This is a genomic window from Streptantibioticus cattleyicolor NRRL 8057 = DSM 46488 (genome assembly GCF_000240165.1).
Lineage (GTDB): Bacteria > Actinomycetota > Actinomycetes > Streptomycetales > Streptomycetaceae > Streptantibioticus > Streptantibioticus cattleyicolor.
The window spans coordinates 3606238-3630167 of sequence record NC_017586.1 but is presented as its reverse complement, the minus strand read 5'-3'; the positions used below and the strand labels follow the sequence as shown (position 1 = coordinate 3630167).

The following is a 23930-nucleotide window of genomic DNA, read 5'->3' as shown; positions in this document are numbered from 1 at the left end:
GGTGTCCGCTTTGTCCCCGGGAAGTGATGGGCATCACGCACCCCCATTTCCGGCATACGAAACCATTCGGCGGCCCTGATCGTTCCCCTCGACGGCCCGCGGAAGGGCGTCACGCCCGACCCAGCGGGCCGGAGCCGGCGCCGGGCACGGCAGCACCGGCCACTCGATCGCCGCCGCCTCCTCGACCGCCCCGGCCGCCCCCTCCGGCAGACACCGGGCCAGCAGCCGGGCGGTGGTGCGGGCGTCACCCAGCGCGGTGTGCGACTCCCAGCCGGGCAGCCCGGCCGCCTCGGCGCAGGCCCGCAGCGACAGCCCGCCGGTCCGGGCGAGCCGCCGCTCGGCCAGGCGCATCGTGCACACCTCGGGCACCGCGGGCAGCGTCACCCCCAGCCGCCCGTACTCGGCGGCCAGGAACGCCCGGTCGCAGCCGACGTTGTGGCCGGCCAGCACCCGTCCGCGCAGCAGCCCCAGCAGCCGGGGCGCGATCTGTCCGAACCGGGGCGCGGCCAGCAGGTCGGCCGCCTCGATGCCGTGGATGTGGGTGGGCCCGACCGGCCCCTCGGGGTCGACCAGCGTGCTGAACTCGCCCTGCGTGCGCAACGCCGGATCCAGCAGCACCACGGCCAGCTCCACCACCCGGTGGCGCCGCGAACTCGACCCGGTGGCCTCCACGTCGACCACCGCGTACCCGCGCGCCCCGGTACCGCCGGGGATCAGCCCGGAGGCGCCAAGAGCCCCCCTCACCTGCCCCGGGGACACCACGTCACCTGCCCTGCCTATGCCCCCGACGCACAAAAACCCCTCGATGGTAATCGAATGCGCGAGCGTGAGGAAGCGGACGGAAACGGGAACCGGTGCCCCGCCCCGCCCGCCGTTCAACCGCGGACCGCCACGCGCCGGTCACCCGGCCGGCCGATCAGCCGCCGAGCGCCTTGCGCAGCCGTTCCTCGCTGACCCGCCAGAAGTCGTGCTGCTCCCCGTCGATCAGCACCACCGGGATCTGCTCCCAGTACTTCCGGTGCAGCTCCGGGTCCTCGGTGATGTACCGCTCCTCCACCCGCGCCCCGAGTTCACCGGCCACCTTGCGCACCACCGCGCGGGCGTCGTCGCACAGATGGCAGTCGGGTTTGCCGATCAACGTGACCACACGGTCGGCGGGGTTGGGGCGGGCGCGGCGGCCGAGAAGCGGGCTCATTCCGCCCATTGTGCCCGGCCGCGGCCAGGCGCCGGGCCGGGCCCCGGCCGGCCTCGCGGCACCCGGGCGTACGGGGCCGTCGGAAAGGCGTCGGCAAGAGTTCACACCCCCGGCTCCGGCCCGCGGCCGAGGCGGCCGGGCAAGTGACTATGCTCGCGGTATGGCTCACCCGTCGCCCGGACACCACCCCGGTTGGAACCCCCTGGGGACCGTCCGCCGGTGGGGCCGGTTCATGCCAGGCCGGACCTCGGCGAGCCCCCGCAGCGTCCTGGCCGGCGAGGCCTCCGCCGAGGCCGCGCTGGCCGCCCCCGCCACCGCCGTCACCGAGCCGCCGGCCCGCCCCGAGCGGGCCGTGCAGGAACGATTCCCGGTGGCCGGCGACGAACGCGCCGCCGCCTTCTTCGACCTCGACAACACCGTGATGCAGGGCGCCGCCCTCTTCCACTTCGGCCGCGGGCTGTACAAGCGCCACTTCTTCAGCAAGCGCGACCTGGTCCGCTTCGCCTGGCAGCAGACCTGGTTCCGGCTGGCCGGCCTGGAGGACCCCGGCCACATGCAGGACGCCCGGGACAGCGCCCTGTCCATCGTCAAGGGCCACCGCGTCGAGGAACTGATGTCCATCGGCGAGGAGATCTACGACGAGTACATGGCGGGCAAGATCTGGCCGGGCACCCGGGCGCTGGCCCAGGCCCACCTCGACGCCGGCCAGCGCGTCTGGCTGGTGACCGCCGCCCCGGTGGAGACGGCCACCATCATCGCCCGCCGGCTCGGGCTCACCGGCGCGCTGGGCACCGTGGCCGAGTCGGTGGGCGGGGTCTACACCGGCCGCCTGGTCGGCGAGCCGCTGCACGGCCCGGCCAAGGCCGAGGCGGTCAAGGCGCTCGCCGCCGCCCAGGACCTCGACCTGTCGCGCTGCGCCGCCTACAGCGACTCGGCCAACGACATCCCGATGCTCTCGCTGGTGGGCCACCCGTACGCGATCAACCCGGACGCCGCGCTGCGCAAGTACGCGCGCGAGCACGACTGGCGGCTGCGCGACTACCGCACCGGCCGCAAGGCGGCCCGCATCGGGCTGCCCGCCGCCGCGGGCGTGGGCGCCGTCGCCGGCGGCGCCGCGGCTGCCGCAGCCCTCCACCGCCGCCGCCGCTGACCCCTCCGCCGCCCCGGCGGCCCCGCGCGCCGTGCGCGCCCGCGTACGCCCCCCGTACGGCCGTACGAACACCCTCCGTGACCACCCCGCGCCCCCGGCGCGCCGGGCGCATCCATCGTTCCTACCCCGCTCCGCCCAGCTCAGCCGCATCTTGACCGGATCGTCACAACACGCCCTCAACTCGGACATACAAGGTGCATGTCCGGTCAACTCCCGCACTAGAAACGGCACTTGATCGGTCGTCAAACCGACACCGAGTGGACGCAACCGGCGAATTCAGCAACTCGGTGTAGTGTCGTCTGTACGAAGCGTTATTCTCCTCAGACGCACACCGGTACCCACACGTCCCTATGGCGGGTGAACGGTCCCGAACTGCACGTGATGGAAGTTCTGCCTCTGGGAGTCCCGTGTACCCACTCGTCGGGGTTGACGCCTCAGGTCTGGCCACGCTGCGCGCTCAGGTGGCCCACCGCCTGCGCCTGGTCCTCCCCGCGTACGCCGTCCCCGCGTACGCCGCATCCGTACCCGCATACGCCATGGCCGTCGGCGGCACCTCCGCGGTCGGCCGCCGAGCCACCCGGCCCAGCGGCCCGGCGCAGCGCGCCACGCAGGCCGCCGGCCCCGGCACGGCACCGTCCCGGCGCCCCCCCGCCGACAGCGACAGCCTGCGCATGATGGAGCTGGTCGAACGGGCCCAGGCGGGCGAGACGGAGGCGTTCGGCCGCCTCTACGACCACTACTCGGACACCGTCTACCGGTACATCTACTACCGGGTCGGCGGTAAGGCCACCGCCGAGGACCTGACCAGCGAGACCTTTCTGCGCGCGCTGCGCCGCATCGGCACCTTCACCTGGCAGGGCCGCGACTTCGGCGCCTGGCTGGTCACCATCGCCCGCAACCTGGTCGCCGACCACTTCAAGTCCAGCCGCTTCCGGCTGGAGGTGACCACCGGGGAGATGCTCGACGCCAACGAGGTCGAGCGCAGCCCCGAGGAGTCGGTCCTGGAGTCGCTCTCCAACGAGGCGCTGCTCCAGGCGGTCCGCAAGCTCAACCCGCAGCAGCAGGAGTGCGTCACCCTCCGCTTCCTCCAGGGCCTGTCGGTCGCCGAGACCGCGCGGATCATGGGCAAGAACGAGGGCGCCATCAAGACCCTGCAATACCGGGCGGTGCGCACCCTCGCGCGCCTGCTGCCCGACGACGCCCGATGACCTCGGCGGGGACGACGGCCGCGGCGGCGACAGCCCCGGCCGCGGCCACGAGTGCGCTGGTGGACGCAGGGTGAGCGCCCGGATACCCGGCGGTGATCGCGTAACCCTCTCGGCACGCCACTCGTTGCGTGGTGTGGAGACTCTCCGTGGTCGCAGTCCGTTCACAACGAATCACTCGATCGAGTGGAAGTGCGCGGGGTGCGCAACCCTACGGGTAGCGCGGGGAGTCGGAAGATCTGACGAGAGGAGGTGCCGCCCGTGATCGGACAGGCGACGGCGCACCGGCGGGCGAACGCCTTCGCCCAGGCCCTGGACTCCACGGCCGGCCAGGAGCCCACAGCCGAACCCGAGGGCGGGGCCCGCACAGCGGAGGGCTCCGGCGAGCCGGGCCCACGGCCCGGTCCGCGGTCCGGCCCCGGCGGCCGTCCGGACCGTTCCGGCCCACCCCCCGGCCGCGCCGCGGAACGCGCCGCCGACCCCGGGCAGGACCGCATGGTCGCCGTGGCCGACGCCCTCGCCCAACTGCCGCGCCCCGGGCTCGATCCCGAGGTCAAGACCGTCCAACGGGCCCAACTCATCGCGGCCATGGAGGCCGCCCTCGCCGACGGCACCCTCGACACCTCCGGCCGCGTCCCCGAACAGCGCGACGGCGAGTCCGACCGCCACCGGCCGCGGGGGCTGCGGCCACGGTCCCGGTGGTCCAGGCGGCTCGCGGCCGGCGGCCTCACCGTCGGCGTGGCGGCCGGCGCCTTCAGCGGGGTCGCCGCCGCCAGCACCGACGCGCTGCCCGGCGACACCCTCTACGGCCTCAAACGCGGCATGGAGGACCTCCGCCTCGACATGGCCTCCGACGACGCCGATCGCGGCTCCGTCCTGCTCGACATGGCCTCCACCCGGCTCCAGGAGGCCCGGCGCCTGCTGGAACGCGGCCGTTCCGGACCGCTCGACCAGGACTCGGTACGCGAGGTCCGCCGCGCCCTGTCCGGCATGGAACGGGAGGCCGCCGAGGGCCACTCCCTGCTCAGCGGCGCCTACCAGCGGGACGGCTCCCTCCAGCCGATCCAGGTGCTCAACGCGTTCTCCGAGTCCCACGGCGTCGCCTGGCGCCGGCTCAGGCCCCAACTGCCGGCCCAGCTCTCCGATGTCGGCGCCAAGGTCAGCTCGGTCTTCGACGCCATAGAGCAGGACGTCGCCCCGCTCAAGGGGATGCTGGCCGCGCAGCCCACCGAGCACCCCGGGCGCAAAACCCGCCCCGGCCACGGTTCCGCCACGGGCACCGGCACCCCCGGCCACGGCGACCCCGGCAGCCGTTCCGCCTCCGCCTCCGACACCCCCGGCCACGACAAGACCGCCCGTCACGGCAAGGGCGGCGCCACCCCGTCGGCCTCCGACACCTCCGGCGACGGCCTCATCGGCGGCTCCGGGCTGCTCAACCCGCCCCCCGGCCAACCCGCCTCACCCAGCGGCGGCGACGGCAAGTCCCAGCCCGACATCACCGTTCCGCCCCTGCTCCCCGGCCTCCTGCCCGGCCTCGGCCTCGGCGGCGACACCGACCACGGCACCAAGTAGCCGTACGGAAAGCCGGCACCGGGTCCACGCCCGGTGCCGGCACCGGGGGCGCACACCTCAGAAGAACACCGACCGCCGCTGCACCAACAGCTTGTACAGCGTGTGCTGAATCGTTTCTCGAACCTGGTCGGTCAGGTTGAACACCAGCATCGGATCGTCCGCCGCCTCCGGGGCGTACCCGTCCGTCCGGATCGGCTCGCCGAACTGGATCGTCCACTTCGTCGGCAACGGCACCATCCCCAGCGGCCCCAGCCACGGAAACGTCGGCGTCAGCGGGAAGTACGGGAACCCCAGCAGCCGCGCCAGCGTCCTGGCGTTGCCCACCATCGGGTAGATCTCCTCGGCGCCCACGATCGAACACGGCACGATCGGCACCCCGGTCCGCAACGCCGTCGAGACGAACCCGCCGCGCCCGAACCGCTGGAGCTTGTACCGCTCCCCGAACGGCTTGCCCAGCCCCTTGAAGCCCTCCGGCATCACCCCGACGATCTCACCGCGTTCCAGCAGCGTCTGCGCGTCCTCCGCGCACGCCAGCGTGTGACCGGCCTTGCGCGCCAGCTCGTTGACGACCGGCAGCACGAACACCAGGTCCGCGGCGAGCAGCCGCAGATGACGCCCCGCCGGATGGTGGTCGTGCACCGCCACCTGGGCCATCAGCGCGTCCAGCGGAAGCGTGCCGGAGTGGTTGCCCACCACCAGCGCCCCGCCCTCGGCCGGGATGTTCTCGATCCCGCGCACCTCGACCCGGAAGTACTTCTCGAACAGCGGCCGGAGCAACGACATCAGCACCTGGTCGGTGAGCTCCTGGTCGTAGCCGAAGTCGTCGACCTCGTACTCCCCGGTGATCCGGCGGCGCAGGAACGCCAGCCCGCCGGCCACCCTGCGGTCCCAGTCGCCGCCCAGCAGCCGCTCGGCCACCCCGCCCAGCGTCCCGGTCACCCCGCTCGCGCCGGCGCGTTCCCCGGCCGGCGGCACGGACCGCGGCTCCTCCTGGCCCGCGTCGGTGTCGTCGCCCACCGCCGCCAGCCGCGCCGACCCCGGCACCGCGGCCTTGCGGCGCCCCTGGGCCGGCCGGGCACCGGTACGCGTGCCGCGCCGCGCCCGGGTGTCCTCGTCCAACGGGATCACCTTGGCATCCGCCATGGTTGGGCTCCTCTTCGTCAGCCTAGGGAAGACGGGGTACGGCCAGCGCGCCGGCCAGCCGGTCGACGGCACGGGCGAGCCGGTCCGGCGGCAGCAGACCGGGGCCGCGCGCCCTGGCGAAGTCGGCGAACGTCTCCGACGTGGTGTAACGGGGCCGGAAACCGAGCGTCTCGCGCATCTGCGTGGTGTCGACCACCCGGCCATGGGTCAGCAACCGGACCTGCTCCGGGGAGAAATCGGTGACGCCCACCCCGCGCAGCGCCTGCCCCACCCAGGTGACCGCGGGCAGCAGCACCGGCACCATCGGCTTGCCCAGCCGCCGCGCGGCCTGCGACAGCAGCAGCACCCCGGCCCCGGCCACGTTGAACGTACCGCTGTTGAGGGTGCCCGGCGCCGGGTCCAGCGCCGCCACCCGCAGTACCTCGGCCACGTCGTCCTCGTGCACGAACTGCAGCCGCGGGTCGTACCCGAGGACGGTGGGCAGCACCGGCAGCGAAAAGTACTCGGCCAGCGGCGAGTCGGCGCCCGGCCCCAGGATGTTGGCGAACCGCAGCACCGCCACCGCCACGTCCGGCCGCCGCCGGGCGAACCCGCGTACGTACCCCTCGACCTCGACGGCGTCCTTGGCGAAGCCGCCGCTCGGCAGCGACTTGGGCTGCATGGCCTCGGTGAGCACCGCCGGGTCGCGCGGCGCGGAACCGTAGACGTTGGTGGTGGACTTCACCACCAGGCGGCCGACGGTCGGCGACTTCTGGCAGGCACCCAGGAGCTGCATGGTGCCGATGACGTTGGTCTCCTTCACCGTCGCCCGGCCGCCCCGGCCGCGCCCCAGCGGGGTGCCGTTGACGTCCATGTGGACCACGGTGTCCACGTCGTGCTCGGCGAGCACCTTGCCGATCGCCGGCTGGCGGATGTCCAGCCGGACGAACTCGGCCTCGCCCAGCGGATGTCCGGGCGGTTCGGCGTCCACCCCGATCACCCGGTCGACGCCCGGCTCACGTTGGATCCGGCGGACGAAGCGACCGGTCAGACGGCGGGCCACTCCCGTGACGAGCACGACCTTGCCCACGTTCGGACCTTCCTTCCCGCCCGGCTGTCCCGGCCACCGTACCCGCTCGGTGTCACACCGTGATGTCCAGGCGGCGGGCGGCGCGGTCCACTCGCCCGTTCGGCCCGCCGAAACACCACTGCCCGCCCGCCGCCGGAGAACCGGCGGCGGGCGGGCAGAGCGACGGACCCTCGGGCCCGTCCGCGATCGGCCCCGTGGAACGGGGCGACCGGCTACTTCTTGTTACGGCGCTGCACCCGCGTGCGCTTGAGCAGCTTGCGGTGCTTCTTCTTCGCCATGCGCTTGCGGCGCTTCTTGATGACAGAGCCCACGACAACCCTCGCTCATGATTGGAATCACTCGGTGCGGGGCGTCCGAGCCCACACGACCTACGTCGGCCTAGACTACCCGGCGCCGCGCGAGGGACGTAATCCAGGGTGCCGGCTACGCCGATTCCACCCCCACGTAGGACTCCCTCAGGTAGTCGTGGACGGCCTGCTCGGGCACCCGGAAGGACCGGCCGACCCGGATCGCGGGCAGATGACCGCTGTGCACCAGCCGGTACACGGTCATCTTGGAGACGCGCATCACCGTGGCCACCTCGGCCACGGTCAGGAACACGACCTCGTTGAGAGGCCTCTGGTCAGCTGCCATGACAACACCTGCACCTTCCGCACATGCCGGCCGCCGGCTTCCCCTCCGGCGACTGCTGCATCCACGTGCGCTGCCACCAGGTTAGGTGCGGGTGAGGCAAGTGGGGAAGAGGAGTATCGTTCGGTCGCCTACTGTGACAGACACGCCCGATTGAGTACATAGCGAGTAAGCGGACCGTAGTAGTCCGAGCGCGCGGCGTCGTCGACCGGAACGGCCACCGCGAGCCGTCCCTCGGCCTCCCCCACGAAGATCGCCGGGTCGTTGACGTCCCCCAGCCCGATCGCCTCGATCCCCAGCTGACCTGCGCCGCAGACCCATCCGTGGTCCCCGATCACCAGCCCCGGAAGGGGTCCGCCACGGGCCGCCGCCTCGGCCAGCGCGACCCGTACCGGAAGCGGCGAATGGCAGTGCGCACCGGGCAGCCCGCCCCCCTCCACCGGCCGCACCACCGCCACCCCCCGTACGTAGTCCAGGGTGTGGGTACGTAGCCCGAACCGGGTCGAAATGTCGATACATCGACCATACGCGGGGGTGAGGACAGGACACCCCGCCGCCGACAACGTGGCCGCCAAAACGGCGTAGAACCCCAGGAGCCGCTGCGGATGCCCGGTACCCAGCAGCACCGGGACCCGCCGCCCCGCCGCTACCGCCAGCCGGTCCGCGAACGCCTCCAGCGCGGCCACCGTACGGTCCGGATCGATCGCGTCCGGCCCCGCCGTGTGCCCCGGATCCGGCGACACCCCGCACCGCCGGGCCATCAGCCGCAGCACCGCCATCGGCGTCCAACACCCTTCCGGCTCCAGCCCGATGAGGTAACGCGGATCCCCCGCCGCGAACATCCGGTAGCTGCGCAGGCTCTTCTCCCGCGGCGTGGCCACCGGCCCGGCCAGCCGGGCCGCCAGCAGGTGGGCGCGCAACGCGCCGGCAGTCAGCACACCCAGATCCTGACGCCTCGCCACCCGCCGGGGTCGGCAAACCGTCAAATCCCCCTCGGAAGGGGACACCCACCGCTACGGCAGCAGCCCGTGCGCCGGGAAGACCGCCCGCCGCGTCGCCAGCACCGCCTGGTCCAGCCGGTCCGCCGGGTCGTACCCCAGGTCGTCGAAGGGCCGCAGCTGAGGGGTGCGCCCGTCCGTCATCCGCGACGGCGCCGCCCGCCGGGTCCGCGCGTACACCTCGTGCCGCCACTCCTCGGGTGTCTCCCGCGCCGGATCGATCGGGGCGCCCGCGGCCACCGCCACCAGGTGCGTCCAGCTGCGCGGCACCACCTCCACCACCTCGTAACCGCCGCCGCCGAGCGCCACCCAGCGCCCCCGCGCGTGCTCGTGCGCCAGCTCGTGCACCGCCTCGGCGACCGCCCGCTGCGCGTCCAGGCTCACCGCCAGGTGCGCCAGCGGATCCTCCACATGCGTGTCCGCGCCGTGCTGGCTCACCACCACCTCCGGACGGAACGCGGCCACCAAGTCCGGTACGACCGCGTGGAACGCCCGCAGCCAGCCGTCGTCCGTGGTGCCGGCCGGCAGCGCCACGTTGACGGCGCTCCCCTCCGCCCCCGGCCCGCCGGTCTCCTCCGGCCAGCCGGTCATCGGGAAGAGCGTCGCCGGGTGCTCGTGCAACGAGATGGTGAGCACCCGCGGATCGTCCCAGAACGCGGTCTGCACCCCGTCGCCGTGGTGGACGTCCACGTCCACGTAGACCACCCGCCGCGCGCCCAGCTCCAGCAGCCGGGCCACCGCCAGCGCCGCGTCGTTGTACACGCAGAACCCCGACGCGCTCCCGGGCATCGCGTGGTGGAGCCCGCCGGCGAAGTTCACCGCGTGCGCCACCCGCCCCTGCCAGACCGCCTCGGCCGCCCCCACCGACTGGCCGGCGATCAGCGCGGAGACCTCGTGCATCCCGGCGAACGCCGGATCGTCGACCGTACCGAGCCCGTACGAGCCGTCGGCGCCGGCCGGATCGAGCGAGGCCCGGCGCACCGCCTCGATGTAGTCGGCCCGGTGCACCAGCCGCAGCGTGGACTCACCGGCCGGCGGCGCCGCCACCACGGGCACCCTCGCGGTCAGCCCGAACGCCTCCACCAACGACCTGGTGAGCGCCAGCCGCACCGGGTCCATCGGGTGGCCGGGCCCGAAATCGTAGCCCGTCACCGCGTCATCCCACATCAACTGCGCGCGCCCGCTCATGCCCGACACCGTATCGGTCCGGTTGTGCCGTGAACGACTTCGCATAGGCGAGTGTCACCAGCACCAACACCATCGGCACCAGCATCGCCCCGCGGTAGCTCCACGCGTCCCCGATCGCCCCGACCAGCGGTGATCCGACCAGGAAACCCACGTAGTTGAAGACGTTGAGCCGGGCGATCGCGGTGTCCGAGGCGTGCGGGAAGACCCGCCCGGCCGCGGCGAACGTCTGCGGCACCACGACGCACAGCCCGAGCCCCAGCACCGTGAACCCCGCCATCCCGGCCCACGCGTCCGGCGCCACCGCCACCACCACGAACCCGCCCGCGGCGACCACCGCCCCGAACCGCACCACCGCCGCCGCCCCGAACCGCCGCACCCCGAAGTCCCCCACCGCCCGCCCGAGCAGCGTGGTCACCATGTAGACGTTGTACGGAACGGTGGCCAGCTGCTCGGAGCTGCGCAGCGTGTCGTGGAGGTACTTGGCGCTCCAGTTGGAGACCGTCGAGTCGCCGATGTAGGCGAACGCCATCACCAGGCACAGCGGCAGCAGCAGCCGGAACGACACGGCCGGCCCCGCCCCGCCCGGGTCCGCCGCCCCCGCGTGGTCGACGAACCGGAAGCCGGCGACCACGGCCACCGGGATGAGCACGGTCACGGTGGGCCCATAGAGCATCGCCAGCGACAGATGCCAGTGCGCCCCCGCCCACGCCAGCGACGCCCCCACGATCCCGCCCAGGCTGTACGCGGCGTGGAAGCCCAGCATGATGCTGCGCCCGTACGCCCGTTGCAGGCTCACCCCGAGCATGTTCATCGACGCGTCGAGGGCTCCGACGGTCACCCCGAAGAGCGCCAGCGCCACCGCGCACTCCCACAGCGCGTCCCCCGACCCGGCCGCCACCAGCGCCAGGCACACGGCCGGCTGGACGCACCGCAACACCACGCTGGGACGTACGCGTTTGACGAGGTGTTCGGTGGTGACGCTGCCGACGCCGGCGAGTACGGGAACGGCGGCCAGGAACACCGGGAGCAGGGCATCGGAGATGCCGTAACGATCCTGCACAGCAGGGATCCGCGTGACCAGGAGCGCGAAGACCGCGCCCTGCACGAAGAAGCTGACCGCGAGCGAGACCCGCCCGTGCCGCAACGTTGCGTCCATGGACGAGCAGGGTAGGGCCCGCGCGACCGGTTAGGGAGGGTGGTGAACGCGAAAAGGCCGTTGGCCCGTACCGGATGACACACGGTACGGGCCAACGGCCCACAAATTGTTCGGCGGCGTCCTACTCTCCCACGGGGTCCCCCCCGCAGTACCATCGGCGCTGAAAGGCTTAGCTTCCGGGTTCGGAATGTAACCGGGCGTTTCCCTAACGCTATAACCACCGAAACACTATGAAGTAAACAACCAGACCACACAACACACCCTACACGGGGATTGTGACGGTTTTTCGTTACCTCAGAACCTACACAGTGGACGCGAGCAACCTATGGACAAGCCCTCGGCCTATTAGTACCGGTCAACTCCACCAGTCACCTGGCTTCCATATCCGGCCTATCAACCCAGTCGTCTACTGGGAGCCTTACCCCATCAAGTGGGTGGGAGCCCTCATCTCGAAGCAGGCTTCCCGCTTAGATGCTTTCAGCGGTTATCCCTCCCGAACGTAGCCAACCAGCCATGCCCTTGGCAGAACAACTGGCACACCAGAGGTCCGTCCGTCCCGGTCCTCTCGTACTAGGGACAGCCCTTCTCAAGACTCCTACGCGCACAGCGGATAGGGACCGAACTGTCTCACGACGTTCTAAACCCAGCTCGCGTACCGCTTTAATGGGCGAACAGCCCAACCCTTGGGACCGACTCCAGCCCCAGGATGCGACGAGCCGACATCGAGGTGCCAAACCATCCCGTCGATATGGACTCTTGGGGAAGATCAGCCTGTTATCCCCGGGGTACCTTTTATCCGTTGAGCGACGGCGCTTCCACAAGCCACCGCCGGATCACTAGTCCCAGCTTTCGCTCCTGCTCGACCCGTCAGTCTCACAGTCAAGCTCCCTTGTGCACTTACACTCAACACCTGATTGCCAACCAGGCTGAGGGAACCTTTGGGCGCCTCCGTTACCCTTTAGGAGGCAACCGCCCCAGTTAAACTACCCATCAGACACTGTCCCTGATCCGGATCACGGACCCAGGTTAGACATCCAGCACGACCAGAGTGGTATTTCAACAACGACTCCACCCAAGCTGGCGCCTGAGCTTCACAGTCTCCCACCTATCCTACACAAGCCGAACCGAACACCAATATCAAACTGTAGTAAAGGTCCCGGGGTCTTTCCGTCCTGCTGCGCGAAACGAGCATCTTTACTCGTAATGCAATTTCACCGGGCCTATGGTTGAGACAGTCGAGAAGTCGTTACGCCATTCGTGCAGGTCGGAACTTACCCGACAAGGAATTTCGCTACCTTAGGATGGTTATAGTTACCACCGCCGTTTACTGGCGCTTAAGTTCTCAGCTTCGCCCTGACGAATCAGAGCTAACCGGTCCCCTTAACGTTCCAGCACCGGGCAGGCGTCAGTCCGTATACATCGCCTTACGGCTTCGCACGGACCTGTGTTTTTAGTAAACAGTCGCTTCTCGCTGGTCTCTGCGGCCACCCCCAGCTCACCGTGCACGACGGATCACCAGGAATGGCCCCCCTTCTCCCGAAGTTACGGGGGCATTTTGCCGAGTTCCTTAACCATAGTTCACCCGAACGCCTCGGTATTCTCTACCTGACCACCTGAGTCGGTTTAGGGTACGGGCCGCAACAGCACTCACTAGAGGCTTTTCTCGACAGCATAGGATCATCCACTTCACCACAATCGGCTCGGCATCAGGTCTCAGACTATGTGTCATACGGATTTGCCTGCATGACGTCCTACACCCTTACCCCGGGACAACCACCGCCCGGGCTGGACTACCTTCCTGCGTCACCCCATCGCTCACCTACTACCACGTTGGACCGGCGGCTCCACCACTCCCCCTCACTCCGAAGAGATCAGAGGCGGCTTCACGGCCTTAGCATTCGAGGATTCAGCGTTGGCGCACTGCCACGGGTACCGGAATATCAACCGGTTGTCCATCGACTACGCCTGTCGGCCTCGCCTTAGGTCCCGACTTACCCTGGGCAGATCAGCTTGACCCAGGAACCCTTAGTCAATCGGCGCAAGAGTTTCCCACTCTTGTATCGCTACTCATGCCTGCATTCTCACTCGTGAACCGTCCACAACTACCTTCCGGCGCTGCTTCACCCGGCACACGACGCTCCCCTACCCACCCACACCCTCGTTGGAGGTATTGTGTGAGTGACACGACTTCGGCGGTGTACTTGAGCCCCGCTACATTGTCGGCGCGGAATCACTTGACCAGTGAGCTATTACGCACTCTTTCAAGGATGGCTGCTTCTAAGCCAACCTCCTGGTTGTCTCTGCGACTCCACATCCTTTCCCACTTAGCACACGCTTAGGGGCCTTAGTCGATGCTCTGGGCTGTTTCCCTCTCGACCATGGAGCTTATCCCCCACAGTCTCACTGCCGCGCTCTCACTTACCGGCATTCGGAGTTTGGCTAAGGTCAGTAACCCGGTAGGGCCCATCGCCTATCCAGTGCTCTACCTCCGGCAAGAAACACACGACGCTGCACCTAAATGCATTTCGGGGAGAACCAGCTATCACGGAGTTTGATTGGCCTTTCACCCCTAACCACAGGTCATCCCCCAGGTTTTCAACCCTGGTGGGTTCGGGCCTCCACGAAGTCTTACCTCCGCTTCACCCTGCCCATGGCTAGATCACTCCGCTTCGGGTCTTGAGCGCGCGACTGACTCGCCCTGTTCGGACTCGCTTTCGCTACGGCTACCCCACACGGGTTAACCTCGCCACGCACCGCAAACTCGCAGGCTCATTCTTCAAAAGGCACGCAGTCACGACCGCCAAGCAAGCTGACGGCGACGCTCCCACGGCTTGTAGGCACACGGTTTCAGGTACTATTTCACTCCGCTCCCGCGGTACTTTTCACCATTCCCTCACGGTACTATCCGCTATCGGTCACCAGGGAATATTTAGGCTTAGCGGGTGGTCCCGCCAGATTCACACGGGATTTCTCGGGCCCCGTGCTACTTGGGTGGCTCTCAAGCAAGCCGCTGATGTTTCGACTACGGGGGTCTTACCCTCTACGCCGGGCCTTTCGCATGCCCTTCGCCTACACCAACGGTTTATAACTCGCCGACCGGCCGGCAGACCGGTCAAGAAAGCTCCCACAACCCCGCCTGCGCAACCCCTGCCGGGTATCACACACAAACGGTTTGGCCTCATCCGGTTTCGCTCGCCACTACTCCCGGAATCACGGTTGTTTTCTCTTCCTGCGGGTACTGAGATGTTTCACTTCCCCGCGTTCCCTCCACACTGCCTATGTGTTCAGCAGTAGGTGACAGCCCATGACGACTGCCGGGTTTCCCCATTCGGACACCCCCGGATCACAGCTCGGTTGACAGCTCCCCGGGGCCTATCGCGGCCTCCCACGTCCTTCATCGGTTCCTGGTGCCAAGGCATCCACCGTGCGCCCTTAAAAACTTGGCCACAGATGCTCGCGTCCACTATGCAGTTCTCAAGCAACGACCCATCCCCCACACCCAACACCTCACGGCGCCTTCGGCGAGACCGGTCTTCATGTCCGAGGGGACTCATCGTTCCCTCAGGACCCAACAGCGTGCCCGACACCACCCCGCTCAAGGACCACGTTCCATGCCGAAGCAGTACTAGTGCCCATCACAAGGCCATGCCGAATAGTCAACGTTCCACCCATGAGCAACCGTGCGAGACACTCGCTCGCATCCGGCCATGTGCTCCTTAGAAAGGAGGTGATCCAGCCGCACCTTCCGGTACGGCTACCTTGTTACGACTTCGTCCCAATCGCCAGTCCCACCTTCGACAGCTCCCTCCCACAAGGGGTTGGGCCACCGGCTTCGGGTGTTACCGACTTTCGTGACGTGACGGGCGGTGTGTACAAGGCCCGGGAACGTATTCACCGCAGCAATGCTGATCTGCGATTACTAGAGACTCCGACTTCATGGGGTCGAGTTGCAGACCCCAATCCGAACTGAGACCGGCTTTTTGAGATTCGCTCCACCTCACGGCATCGCAGCTCATTGTACCGGCCATTGTAGCACGTGTGCAGCCCAAGACATAAGGGGCATGATGACTTGACGTCGTCCCCACCTTCCTCCGAGTTGACCCCGGCAGTCTCCCGTGAGTCCCCATCACCCCGAAGGGCATGCTGGCAACACAGGACAAGGGTTGCGCTCGTTGCGGGACTTAACCCAACATCTCACGACACGAGCTGACGACAGCCATGCACCACCTGTACACCGACCACAAGGGGGCACCCATCTCTGGATGTTTCCGGTGTATGTCAAGCCTTGGTAAGGTTCTTCGCGTTGCGTCGAATTAAGCCACATGCTCCGCCTCTTGTGCGGGCCCCCGTCAATTCCTTTGAGTTTTAGCCTTGCGGCCGTACTCCCCAGGCGGGGAACTTAATGCGTTAGCTGCGGCACGGACAACGTGGAATGTCGCCCACACCTAGTTCCCAACGTTTACGGCGTGGACTACCAGGGTATCTAATCCTGTTCGCTCCCCACGCTTTCGCTCCTCAGCGTCAGTATCGGCCCAGAGATCCGCCTTCGCCACCGGTGTTCCTCCTGATATCTGCGCATTTCACCGCTACACCAGGAATTCCGATCTCCCCTACCGAACTCTAGCCTGCCCGTATCGAATGCAGACCCGGGGTTGAGCCCCGGGCTTTCACATCCGACGCGACAAGCCGCCTACGAGCTCTTTACGCCCAATAATTCCGGACAACGCTCGCACCCTACGTATTACCGCGGCTGCTGGCACGTAGTTAGCCGGTGCTTCTTCTGCAGGTACCGTCACTTGCGCTTCTTCCCTGCTGAAAGAGGTTTACAACCCGAAGGCCGTCATCCCTCACGCGGCGTCGCTGCATCAGGCTTTCGCCCATTGTGCAATATTCCCCACTGCTGCCTCCCGTAGGAGTCTGGGCCGTGTCTCAGTCCCAGTGTGGCCGGTCGCCCTCTCAGGCCGGCTACCCGTCGTCGCCTTGGTAGGCCATTACCCCACCAACAAGCTGATAGGCCGCGGGCTCATCCTGCACCGCCGGAACTTTCCACCCCAGGGCATGCGCCCCAGGATCGTATCCGGTATTAGCCCCGGTTTCCCGGAGTTATCCCAGAGTGCAGGGCAGATTGCCCACGTGTTACTCACCCGTTCGCCACTAATCCACCCCGAAGGGCTTCATCGTTCGACTTGCATGTGTTAAGCACGCCGCCAGCGTTCGTCCTGAGCCAGGATCAAACTCTCCGTGAATGCTTCCGGGCTATCCCGGTGACACAGTCACGAGAGCGGCACGGGCCGGAGGAATAATCCGGTCCGTGCACAGCGTCCTCGCTGTGTTTTCTTCAAAGGAACCTCATCCATCCAGGCCGTCAGGCCCGGCGGACGGGGTATCAACATATCTGGCGTTGACTTTTGGCACGCTGTTGAGTTCTCAAGGAACGGAAGCTTCCTTCGTTGCCGTTTCCGGCCCCTCCGGGCTTTCCCTTCGTTGTCTCCAGCTTATCAGATCCTTTCGGATCCGATCCCCGCTGGCGGGGTTTTGTCTTTCCGGCCTGGCGGCCGTTCCGACGAGTGAGACTTTAGCGGATCCTTGGCCGCTCGGTCTAATCGAGCGAATTCCGGTTCCCATTTCGAAAACGCACACGACGAAGCGCGCGCAGCCGAGGCCACGGTTACCCGTCGGGTGTGTTCTGCGGAATGGCTGTCCGGGGACCGACCGAGGTCGGCGCTCACGTCGGACAACTCGGAGAACAGTACGGACCGGTGGGGCCGGTGTCAACTGCCGTCGGGATCCAGGCGTTGGAGCAGTCGGCTGAGCATGTCGCCGAGGCCGGCGAGCTCCTCGGAGGAGAGGTCCTGGAGGAGTTCGGCCTCGAAGCCGGCGGCCATGCGCATGGCGTCGAGCCACTTGCCGCGTCCTTCGTCGGTCAGCTCGACGATGACGCGGACGCGGTTGTTCTCGTCCCGTTCCCGGGTGACGAGCCCTTCGGCGACCATCCGGTCGATGCGGTGGGTCATCGCGGCCGGGGTGAGGCACAGGCGCTTGGCGAGGTCGCCGGGGCCGAGCCGATAGGGCTTGCCGACCAGGACGAGCGCCTTGAGCACCTCCCACTCGGCGTTGCTGATGCCGAGCTCGGCGACCTGGCGCCCGTAGGAGACGTTCATGCGCCGGCTCAGGCGCTGGAGCGCCGACACGACCTTCTCGATGCGCGGGTCCACCTCGGGGAACTCGCGCTGGTAGATCGCGATCTGCTCGTCGAGGTCGATCTCGTTCGGCACTGCGGCCGTGTCGTCCGCTGAGGTCATGTGTCGAGTATCGCACGAAACTCGTTCGCTCTTAAGTCTTCGGGTGTGTATATTTTAGTTTCGAAGTTTACGCCTGAAGTCTTCAGACCCGTACTCCATCCGCACCCGCCCCGGGACGTCCGGGGATGCCCGGGTGCCCGACCTAGGTAGGTGAGTGTGACCACCGCGATGGGCGCAGCGCTGCGCCGGATCCAGCTGGGTAACGCGTTGAGCGCGTTCGGCAACGGATTCACCGTTCCGTTCCTCTTCGTCTACGTGGCCCAAGTGCGCGGGCTGGGGGCCGGCACCGCGGGAGTGGTGCTGTCGGCCTTCGCCGCCGCGGCGCTCGTCGTCCTGCCGTTCACCGGCCGGACCATCGACCGGCGGGGGCCGGTGCCGGTGGTCCTCGTCGGCGCGGTGGTCTCCGCCGTCGGCTCGTTCGGCTTCGGGCTGTCGAGCGACGCGCCGATGGCGGTCCTGTGCTCGGCGGTGCTCGGTGCCGGGATCGCGGTGATCCAGCCGGCGCTGGCCACGCTCATCGTCTGGTGCTCCAGCACCGCCACCCGGTCGCGCGCCTTCGCCACCCAGTTCTTCCTCAACAACCTGGGGCTCGGCATCGGCGGACTGCTCGGCGGGCTCATCGTGGACACCGCCCACCCGTCCTCGTTCACCCGGCTGTTCGCCATCGAGGCGGCGATGTTCCTGGTGCTGGCCGCGGTGGTGGCCACCGTTCGGCTGCCACGTACCGCGACGATCGAGGACATCGCCGACGCCCCGGCGGAGAAGGCCACCCGCGGCTGGCGGGCGCTCCTCGCGGACCGGGCCATGGTGCAGCTGTGCGTGCTGGGCGCGGTGATGTTCTTCGCCTGCTACGGCCAGTTCGAGTCCGGCCTCTCCGCGTTCGCCACCGAGGTCACCCGGATCCGTCCGGCCACGCTGGGTGTCGCGCTGGCGGCCAACACCGCGGTGATCGTGATCGCCCAGTTCGTCGTCCTCGGCCCGGTCGAGCGGCGCCGCCGCAGCCGGGTGATCGCCGCGGTCGGCCTGCTGTGGACGGTCGCGTGGGCCGCGGCCGGGGTCTCCGGCCTCATCCACGGTCACCGGGCGTGGGCGACGGGGGCGATCATCTCGACGTACGCCCTGTTCGGGCTCGGCGAGGCGCTGCTGTCGCCGACGATGGCCCCGCTGGTCGCGGACCTCGCGCCGGCACGCATGGTCGGGCAGTACAACTCCGCGTTCGCGCTGGTGAAGCAGCTCGCGCTGGCGGTCGGCCCGGCGGTCGGCGGTGCGCTGGCCGGAGCGGGGCTGTACGGGGCGTACATCGTGCTGTTGCTCGTGTGCTCGCTAGGGATCACGGCGTTGGCCTTGCGGCTCGGTAAGCGGTTGTCGGCGGCGCAGGACCTTCCGCCGCGCGGTACGGTGCCGTCCCGCCCGGAGCCCATCACCAGCCCCGCGTAGGGTTCCCCTCGCGGCTGCGCCAGCCATTACCTCCCCGGGGTTCCCCCGATCCCCCGTCTCGTCGTGGCTGGCGTCACAGACTGTTCCCCCCCCGCCCACCCGTGGCTGTATTCGTCTAAGGGCTGTCCCGTAAATGATCTCTGACGGGTCTGGTGGCCTGCTGGTTTCTGCGTCACCCGGCAAGGACGAGGTTGTGCAGGCGGGCGATGCCGAGCATGGCGTGCTGGACGCCGTCGCCCTTCAGCCGGCAGTCGCGAAGGATCTTCCAGCCCTTCATCCGGGCGAAGACGTGCTCTACACGGGCGCGGACTTTGCGGTGGGAGGCGTTGTGCTCCTCCTTCCATTCCGGGAGTTCGGTCTGGCCCTTCTCGCGGCGGTGCGGGATGACCAGGCCGGTGCCCCGGTAGCCGCCATCTGCGATGACCGTGGTCTTGCCGACGGCGTCTTTCGCGCCGGACAGCTCCCACGCCTTGCAGTCGTTGCGGTTGCCTGCGACTGGTCGGCCGACCGCGACGACGAGCCGGGTGTCGGCGTCGATGACGACCTGGTGGTTGGTGGAGTACCGGTAGTTCTTGGACTGCTCGGCGATGGTGTGGTCACGGGTGGGAACGAGGGTGCCGTCCATGATGAGCACGGTGTCCTTGCGGAACCGCTTGCGCTGCTGGAGCGCGAGCGCGGGCCCGAGGTGGTCGATGATGCGGTCGGCCGCCGACTTGGACACCCCGAACAGCGGGGCCAGTTGGCGCAGGGTCAGGTTCGTCCGCCAGTACGCGGCGATCAGGAGCACGCGGTCCTCCAGCGGCAGGCTCCATGGCCGACCCTTGCGCACCGGGTCCACACCCTCACGCCGGAGCGCGGTGATCAGCTTGCCGAACTGGCGCGGGCTCAGCCCAGTGAACGGGGCTATCCAGGAGGGCTCAGACGCCGTGATCACACCAGACACAGCCAGATCATCTCACCCGTGACCAGCAGTTACGGGACAGCCCTTAGTGCGGGATGCGCACTGTCTTCCTGGGTTTCCGGGGGCCCTCCGGGGTGACTCCTCGCTCCGCGTATCCGCCACAGTTGCGCTCCGGCTGTTGGGTCGCTGCGGGGACACCCCTGCACGCCCCCGTTCTGCTTCGTTCCGCGCTGCGGCACGGGGGTGGGTAAGAAGGAGATCGGGGTGACCCCAACCTCCTATCTCACCCCCACCCGCGAAGAGAGGAACCCGCGAACGGACAGAAGGGGGTGTGCCGGGGGTGTCCCCGCAGCGACCCAATAGCCGGAGCCAAGCCTTGGCGGATACGGGGAGCGAGGAGTCACCCCCGGCGCGCCCCCGACCCCGCACCGGCAATAGGCGAACCCACCCCGTGCCGAACCAAACCAAAACCCACCCCCACCCCCCACCGGGCAGGGGGAACGGGGACCACCCCGGCACCCCGGGGTCGCCGGGGGAGCCCCGGCAACCTGGAACGGGGTGGAGGGGGCTATCCCCGCGGGAGGGCGAACTCGCACCAGACGGTCTTCCCACCCCCCGGCGTCCGCCGTGACCCCCACCCCGAGGCGATCGTGGCGACGATCGCGATCCCCCGGCCCGCCTCGTCGGCCGGGTCGGCGCGGCGGCGCCGGGGGAGGTGGTCGTCCCCGTCGGTGACCTCGATGATCAGGCGCCGGTCGGTGCGGCGGAGCCGCAACCGCATGGGGGGCGTCCCGTGCTGCAACGAGTTGGCCACCAGCTCACTGGCGGCGAGCACCCCGAGGTCGCGCAGTTCCACCGGGAACCGCCAGGAGGCGAGGACGCCGGTGGCGAAGGCGCGGGCGCGTGGGGCGGCTTCGACGCCGCCGAGGAGTTCGAGGGTGGCGTTGCGGAAGAGTTCGGCCTCGGCGCCGCCGCGGCGGGGGTGCTGGAGGACGAGGACGGCCACGTCGTCGTCGTGGTCGGCGGTGACGCCGAGCGCGCGCAGCAGCCGGTCGCAGATGACCTGCGGGGTGCCGGTGGCGCCGGCCAGGGCGCGTTCCAGGGCGGTGACGCCCTCGTCGATGTCGGCGTCGCGCCGTTCGACCAGGCCGTCGGTGTAGAGGACGGCGGTGGCGCCGGGTTCCAGCGGCAGCGAGCCGGAGGTGTGCAGCCAGCCGCCGGTGCCCAGGGGTGGTCCGGTGGGCCCCTCGGTGCGGTGCACGGTGCCGTCCGGGTCGCGTACCAGGATCGGCAGGTGGCCGGCGGAGGCGTAGGTCAGGCGGCCCTCGCTGGGGTCGTGGACGGCGTAGACGCAGGTGGCGATCTGGGTGGCGTCGATCTCGGCGGCGAGGCCGTCGAGGAGTTGGATCACCTCGTGCGGCGGCAGGTCGAGCCGGGCGTAGGCCCGTACCGCGGTGCGTAGTTGGCCCATGACGGCGGCGGCGCGTACGCCGCGGCCCATCACGTCGCCGATGACCAGGGCGGTGCGGCCGGCGCCGAGGGTGATGACGTCGTACCAGTCGCCACCGACGGCCGCGTCGGTGCCGCCGGGCTGGTAGGTGGCGGCCACCCGGAGGTCGTCTGGCTGTTCGAGTTCCTGCGGGAGCAGGCTGCGTTGCAGGGTGACCGCGGCCTCGCGCTGGAGGCGTTCGCCGGCCCGCAGGCGTTCGGCGGAGCGCACCTGGTCGGTGACGTCGGCGGCGAAGACCAGGACCCCGCCGTCGGCGCCGTTCTCCAGCGGGGTGCAGGTGAAGGTGAAGTAGCCGTGGCGTTCGGCGCCGGGGCGGCCCCGGCCGAGGGCGGCGCGGCCGGTTTCGGCGCCGGAGCCGCGGGCCTCGCCGTCGGCGTGCGGTACCCAGGTGACCTTGCGGGCCTTGACGGTGCGGGGCCGGCCGCTGCGGTGCACCTGGTCCATCAGCGGCAGCAGGCCGAGTTCGGCGAGTTCGGGCAGGGCGTCGCAGGCGGGTTCGCCGGCGGTGCGCGGGCCGAAGACGTCCGTGTAGGCGTCGTTGACGTAGGCGAGGCGGTGGTCGGGGCCGTGGGTGACGGCGATCAGGGCGGGCACGCGGCCCAGGACGTCGTGGACGGAGAGCTGCCCGGGGCCGCCGGGCCGGTCGGGCGAGGTGCCGCGGGCGGCGGGGACGGAACCGGTGGCGGGCGACGGGGTGGCCGGCGACTTGGCGGCGGCGCGTCGCTGTGTTCCGGGGAGCCGGGCGCTCCAGCGCGTCAGATTCACAGAATTGATGCCTCGTGCTGTCGTACCGGGTGGCTCGGGGTCCGGCCGGTCGGAAGGGGGGGTCGTGGGCCGTCGAGGGAGGGTGGTCACGGAGGGCGGGCGGAGTCAATCGGACGGGGGACGGTTCGGCGGGCTCAGTTGAACATGCGGTTCCGGTTGTCCGGGAGAGGTCCGCGGCAGGACATCCCGTACAAATGTGTCACTCTTCGCGCACGGGGGGGTACGTGCGGTCACAGCGTCACCGTTCGGAGCGTAGTGGCGCCCCGGGCGCGCGCCCAGTCGGCACCGGCGCCGGGCACCCGGCCGGAGGCGTGGCGGCCACCGGGTCGGCCGGTCAGCCCTCCGGATGTCTCTCGCCGCCCGCCGCCAGCTCGAACGCGGCACGCGGGTTCTCGTACGACCCCAGGGCGGCGATCTCCCGTTTGAAGAGGGCGGCCAGGGTCCAGTCGGCGAGGACCCGGGCCTTGCGGTTCACCGTGGGCACCCGGCGCAGGTGGTAGACGCGGTGCATGAGCCACGCAGGGTAGCCCTTGAGCTGACGGCCGTACAGATGGCCCACGCCCTTGTGGAGGCCGAGCGAGGCGACGGCACCGGCCGCCCGGTGGCGGTATTCGGCCGGTTCCCGGCCGCGCAGGGTGGCGGCCAGGTTGTCGGCGAGCGTCCTCGCCTGGCGTACCGCGTGCTGGGCGGTGGCCGGGCAGACCGCGCCGGGGTGACCGGCGGTGAGGTCGGGTACGGCGGCGGCGTCCCCGGCCGCCCAGGCGTGTTCGGTCTCCGCCAGCCGCAGGGTGGCGGTGACCCGCAGCCGGCCGGCGGTGTCGCGCGGCAGGTCGGTGGCGGCGACCACCGGGTGGGGTTTGACGCCCGCGGTCCACACCAGGGTGCGGGTGGGGAAGCGGGCGCCGTCGCTGAGGCTGGCGACGCGTTTCTCGCAGTTCTCCAGGCGGGTCTCCAGCCGTACGTCGACGCCCCGGCCGCGCAGTTGGCGTACCGTCCAGCGGCCCATGTCCTCGCCGACCTCGGGCAGGATGCGGTCGGCCGCCTCGACCAGCACCCAGCGCAGGTCGTCGGCGGCGACGTTGTGGAAGTAACGGGTGGCGTACCCGGCCATGTCCGCCAGCTCCCCCAGCGCCTGCACCCCGGCGAAGCCGCCGCCGACGAAGACGAAGGTGAGCGCGGCGTCGCGCACCTCGACGTCCCGCGTGGAGGAGGCGAGGTCGAGCTGGGCGAGGACGTGGTTGCGCAGCCCGACGGCCTCCTCGACGGTCTTGAAGCCGATGCCGTGGTCGGCCAGGCCGGGGACGGGCAGGGTGCGGGAGACCGAGCCGGGGGCGAGCACCAGTTCGTCGTAGCCGATCTCCAGGTCGCCGCCGCCCTCGCTGCGGGTGGCCAGGGTGGAGACCCAGGCCGTGCGCCGGGCGTGGTCGATCCGGCGGGCGTCGCCGACCACGACGGTGCACCGCGGCAGCACCCGGCGCAGCGGCACCACGACGTGCGCGGGCGCGATCGAGCCCGCCGCGGCCTCGGGAAGGAACGGCTGGTACGTCATGTAGGGGTCGGCGGAGACCACCAGGATCTCCACGCTGCCGTCCCGCAGCTCGCGCGCCAGTTTCCGCTGGAGGCGCAGCGCGGTGTACATGCCGACGTATCCGCCGCCGACCACGAGAATCCGTGCGGGCTCCTTCACCCCACCATGACGCCCCACGGCG

17 protein-coding genes and 3 rRNA genes are annotated in these 23930 nt (G+C 69.5%); 4 read left to right on the top strand and 16 right to left on the bottom strand.

What is annotated here, in order from left to right:
• Positions 1-33 precede the first annotated feature (33 nt).
• Together SCATT_RS16130 and SCATT_RS16125 are read right to left on the bottom strand one after the other, a co-directional pair.
• Positions 34-744 (bottom strand): 3'-5' exonuclease, encoded by a 711-nt coding sequence (locus tag SCATT_RS16130; protein ID WP_231905100.1) that lies wholly within the window; start codon positions 742-744, stop codon positions 34-36.
• A 172-nt stretch (positions 745-916) separates the two neighbouring features.
• A complete protein-coding gene (locus SCATT_RS16125; RefSeq protein ID WP_014628169.1) occupies positions 917-1204 on the bottom strand; it encodes a glutaredoxin family protein in 288 nt (95 codons plus the stop codon).
• A gap of 223 nt (positions 1205-1427) precedes the next feature.
• Here SCATT_RS16125 and SCATT_RS16120 point away from each other — a divergent pair, with 223 nt between their 5' ends.
• The 3 genes from SCATT_RS16120 (at position 1428) to SCATT_RS16110 (ending at position 5122) form a co-directional block, all read left to right on the top strand.
• Positions 1428-2345 (top strand): HAD family hydrolase, encoded by a 918-nt coding sequence (locus tag SCATT_RS16120; protein WP_014144142.1) that lies wholly within the window; start codon positions 1428-1430, stop codon positions 2343-2345.
• Between the two features lie 407 nt (positions 2346-2752).
• Entirely contained in the window at positions 2753-3553 is an 801-nt protein-coding gene (locus SCATT_RS16115; protein WP_014628168.1) for an ECF subfamily RNA polymerase sigma factor, BldN family, read from the top strand.
• A 258-nt stretch (positions 3554-3811) separates the two neighbouring features.
• A complete protein-coding gene (locus SCATT_RS16110) occupies positions 3812-5122 on the top strand; it encodes a DUF5667 domain-containing protein (protein WP_014144140.1) in 1311 nt (436 codons plus the stop codon).
• A 57-nt stretch (positions 5123-5179) separates the two neighbouring features.
• On the opposite strand, the gene SCATT_RS16105 is transcribed toward SCATT_RS16110, so the two are convergent.
• The 11 genes from SCATT_RS16105 to SCATT_RS16060 form a co-directional block, all read right to left on the bottom strand.
• Positions 5180-6265, bottom strand: coding sequence for a lysophospholipid acyltransferase family protein (locus SCATT_RS16105; RefSeq protein WP_014144139.1), 1086 nt, complete (start codon positions 6263-6265; stop codon positions 5180-5182).
• 22 nt (positions 6266-6287) lie between these two features.
• Positions 6288-7334, bottom strand: a complete 1047-nt coding sequence (locus SCATT_RS16100; protein WP_014144138.1) for an NAD-dependent epimerase/dehydratase family protein — start codon at positions 7332-7334, stop codon at positions 6288-6290.
• Positions 7335-7546: 212 nt separating this feature from the next.
• Positions 7547-7645, bottom strand: a complete 99-nt coding sequence (locus SCATT_RS36515; protein WP_003948845.1) for a 30S ribosomal protein bS22 — start codon at positions 7643-7645, stop codon at positions 7547-7549.
• Between the two features lie 112 nt (positions 7646-7757).
• The gene (locus SCATT_RS16095; protein WP_014144137.1) at positions 7758-7967 is read right to left on the bottom strand and encodes a helix-turn-helix domain-containing protein; all 210 of its coding nucleotides are present in this window, start codon (positions 7965-7967) and stop codon (positions 7758-7760) included.
• Positions 7968-8095: 128 nt separating this feature from the next.
• Complete coding sequence (locus SCATT_RS16090; protein WP_014144136.1) at positions 8096-8902, bottom strand: phosphatase; 807 nt, start codon at positions 8900-8902, stop codon at positions 8096-8098.
• 75 nt (positions 8903-8977) lie between these two features.
• A complete protein-coding gene (locus SCATT_RS16085; RefSeq protein ID WP_014144135.1) occupies positions 8978-10150 on the bottom strand; it encodes an acetoin utilization protein AcuC in 1173 nt (390 codons plus the stop codon).
• Positions 10119-11306 carry an MFS transporter gene (locus SCATT_RS16080; protein ID WP_014144134.1) on the bottom strand — a complete coding sequence of 396 codons (1188 nt, stop codon included), beginning with the start codon at positions 11304-11306 and terminating at the stop codon, positions 10119-10121. The genes SCATT_RS16085 and SCATT_RS16080 overlap by 32 nt, the downstream gene beginning before the upstream one ends.
• A gap of 108 nt (positions 11307-11414) precedes the next feature.
• Positions 11415-11531, bottom strand: a 5S ribosomal RNA gene (rrf, locus tag SCATT_RS16075).
• A gap of 100 nt (positions 11532-11631) precedes the next feature.
• Positions 11632-14752, bottom strand: a 23S ribosomal RNA gene (locus SCATT_RS16070).
• A 274-nt stretch (positions 14753-15026) separates the two neighbouring features.
• Positions 15027-16552, bottom strand: a 16S ribosomal RNA gene (locus SCATT_RS16065).
• The 16S, 23S and 5S rRNA genes sit together here, the layout of an rRNA operon.
• Positions 16553-17077: 525 nt before the next feature.
• Positions 17078-17608, bottom strand: coding sequence for a MarR family winged helix-turn-helix transcriptional regulator (locus SCATT_RS16060; RefSeq protein WP_014144133.1), 531 nt, complete (start codon positions 17606-17608; stop codon positions 17078-17080).
• Positions 17609-17764: 156 nt separating this feature from the next.
• Here SCATT_RS16060 and SCATT_RS16055 point away from each other — a divergent pair, with 156 nt between their 5' ends.
• Positions 17765-19045, top strand: a complete 1281-nt coding sequence (locus tag SCATT_RS16055) for an MFS transporter (RefSeq protein ID WP_014144132.1) — start codon at positions 17765-17767, stop codon at positions 19043-19045.
• Between the two features lie 172 nt (positions 19046-19217).
• Here SCATT_RS16055 and SCATT_RS16050 read toward each other — a convergent pair whose 3' ends face one another.
• The 3 genes from SCATT_RS16050 to SCATT_RS16040 form a co-directional block, all read right to left on the bottom strand.
• Positions 19218-19988: an IS5/IS1182 family transposase gene (locus tag SCATT_RS16050; RefSeq protein ID WP_014627237.1), complete on the bottom strand. Its 771-nt coding sequence runs from the start codon at positions 19986-19988 to the stop codon at positions 19218-19220.
• 526 nt (positions 19989-20514) lie between these two features.
• On the bottom strand, positions 20515-22221 hold the full coding sequence (locus tag SCATT_RS16045) for an ATP-binding SpoIIE family protein phosphatase (RefSeq protein WP_014144131.1): 1707 nt from the start codon (positions 22219-22221) through the stop codon (positions 20515-20517).
• Positions 22222-22555: 334 nt separating this feature from the next.
• The gene (locus tag SCATT_RS16040) at positions 22556-23908 is read right to left on the bottom strand and encodes an NAD(P)/FAD-dependent oxidoreductase (RefSeq protein ID WP_265736687.1); all 1353 of its coding nucleotides are present in this window, start codon (positions 23906-23908) and stop codon (positions 22556-22558) included.
• Positions 23909-23930: the final 22 nt, after the last annotated feature.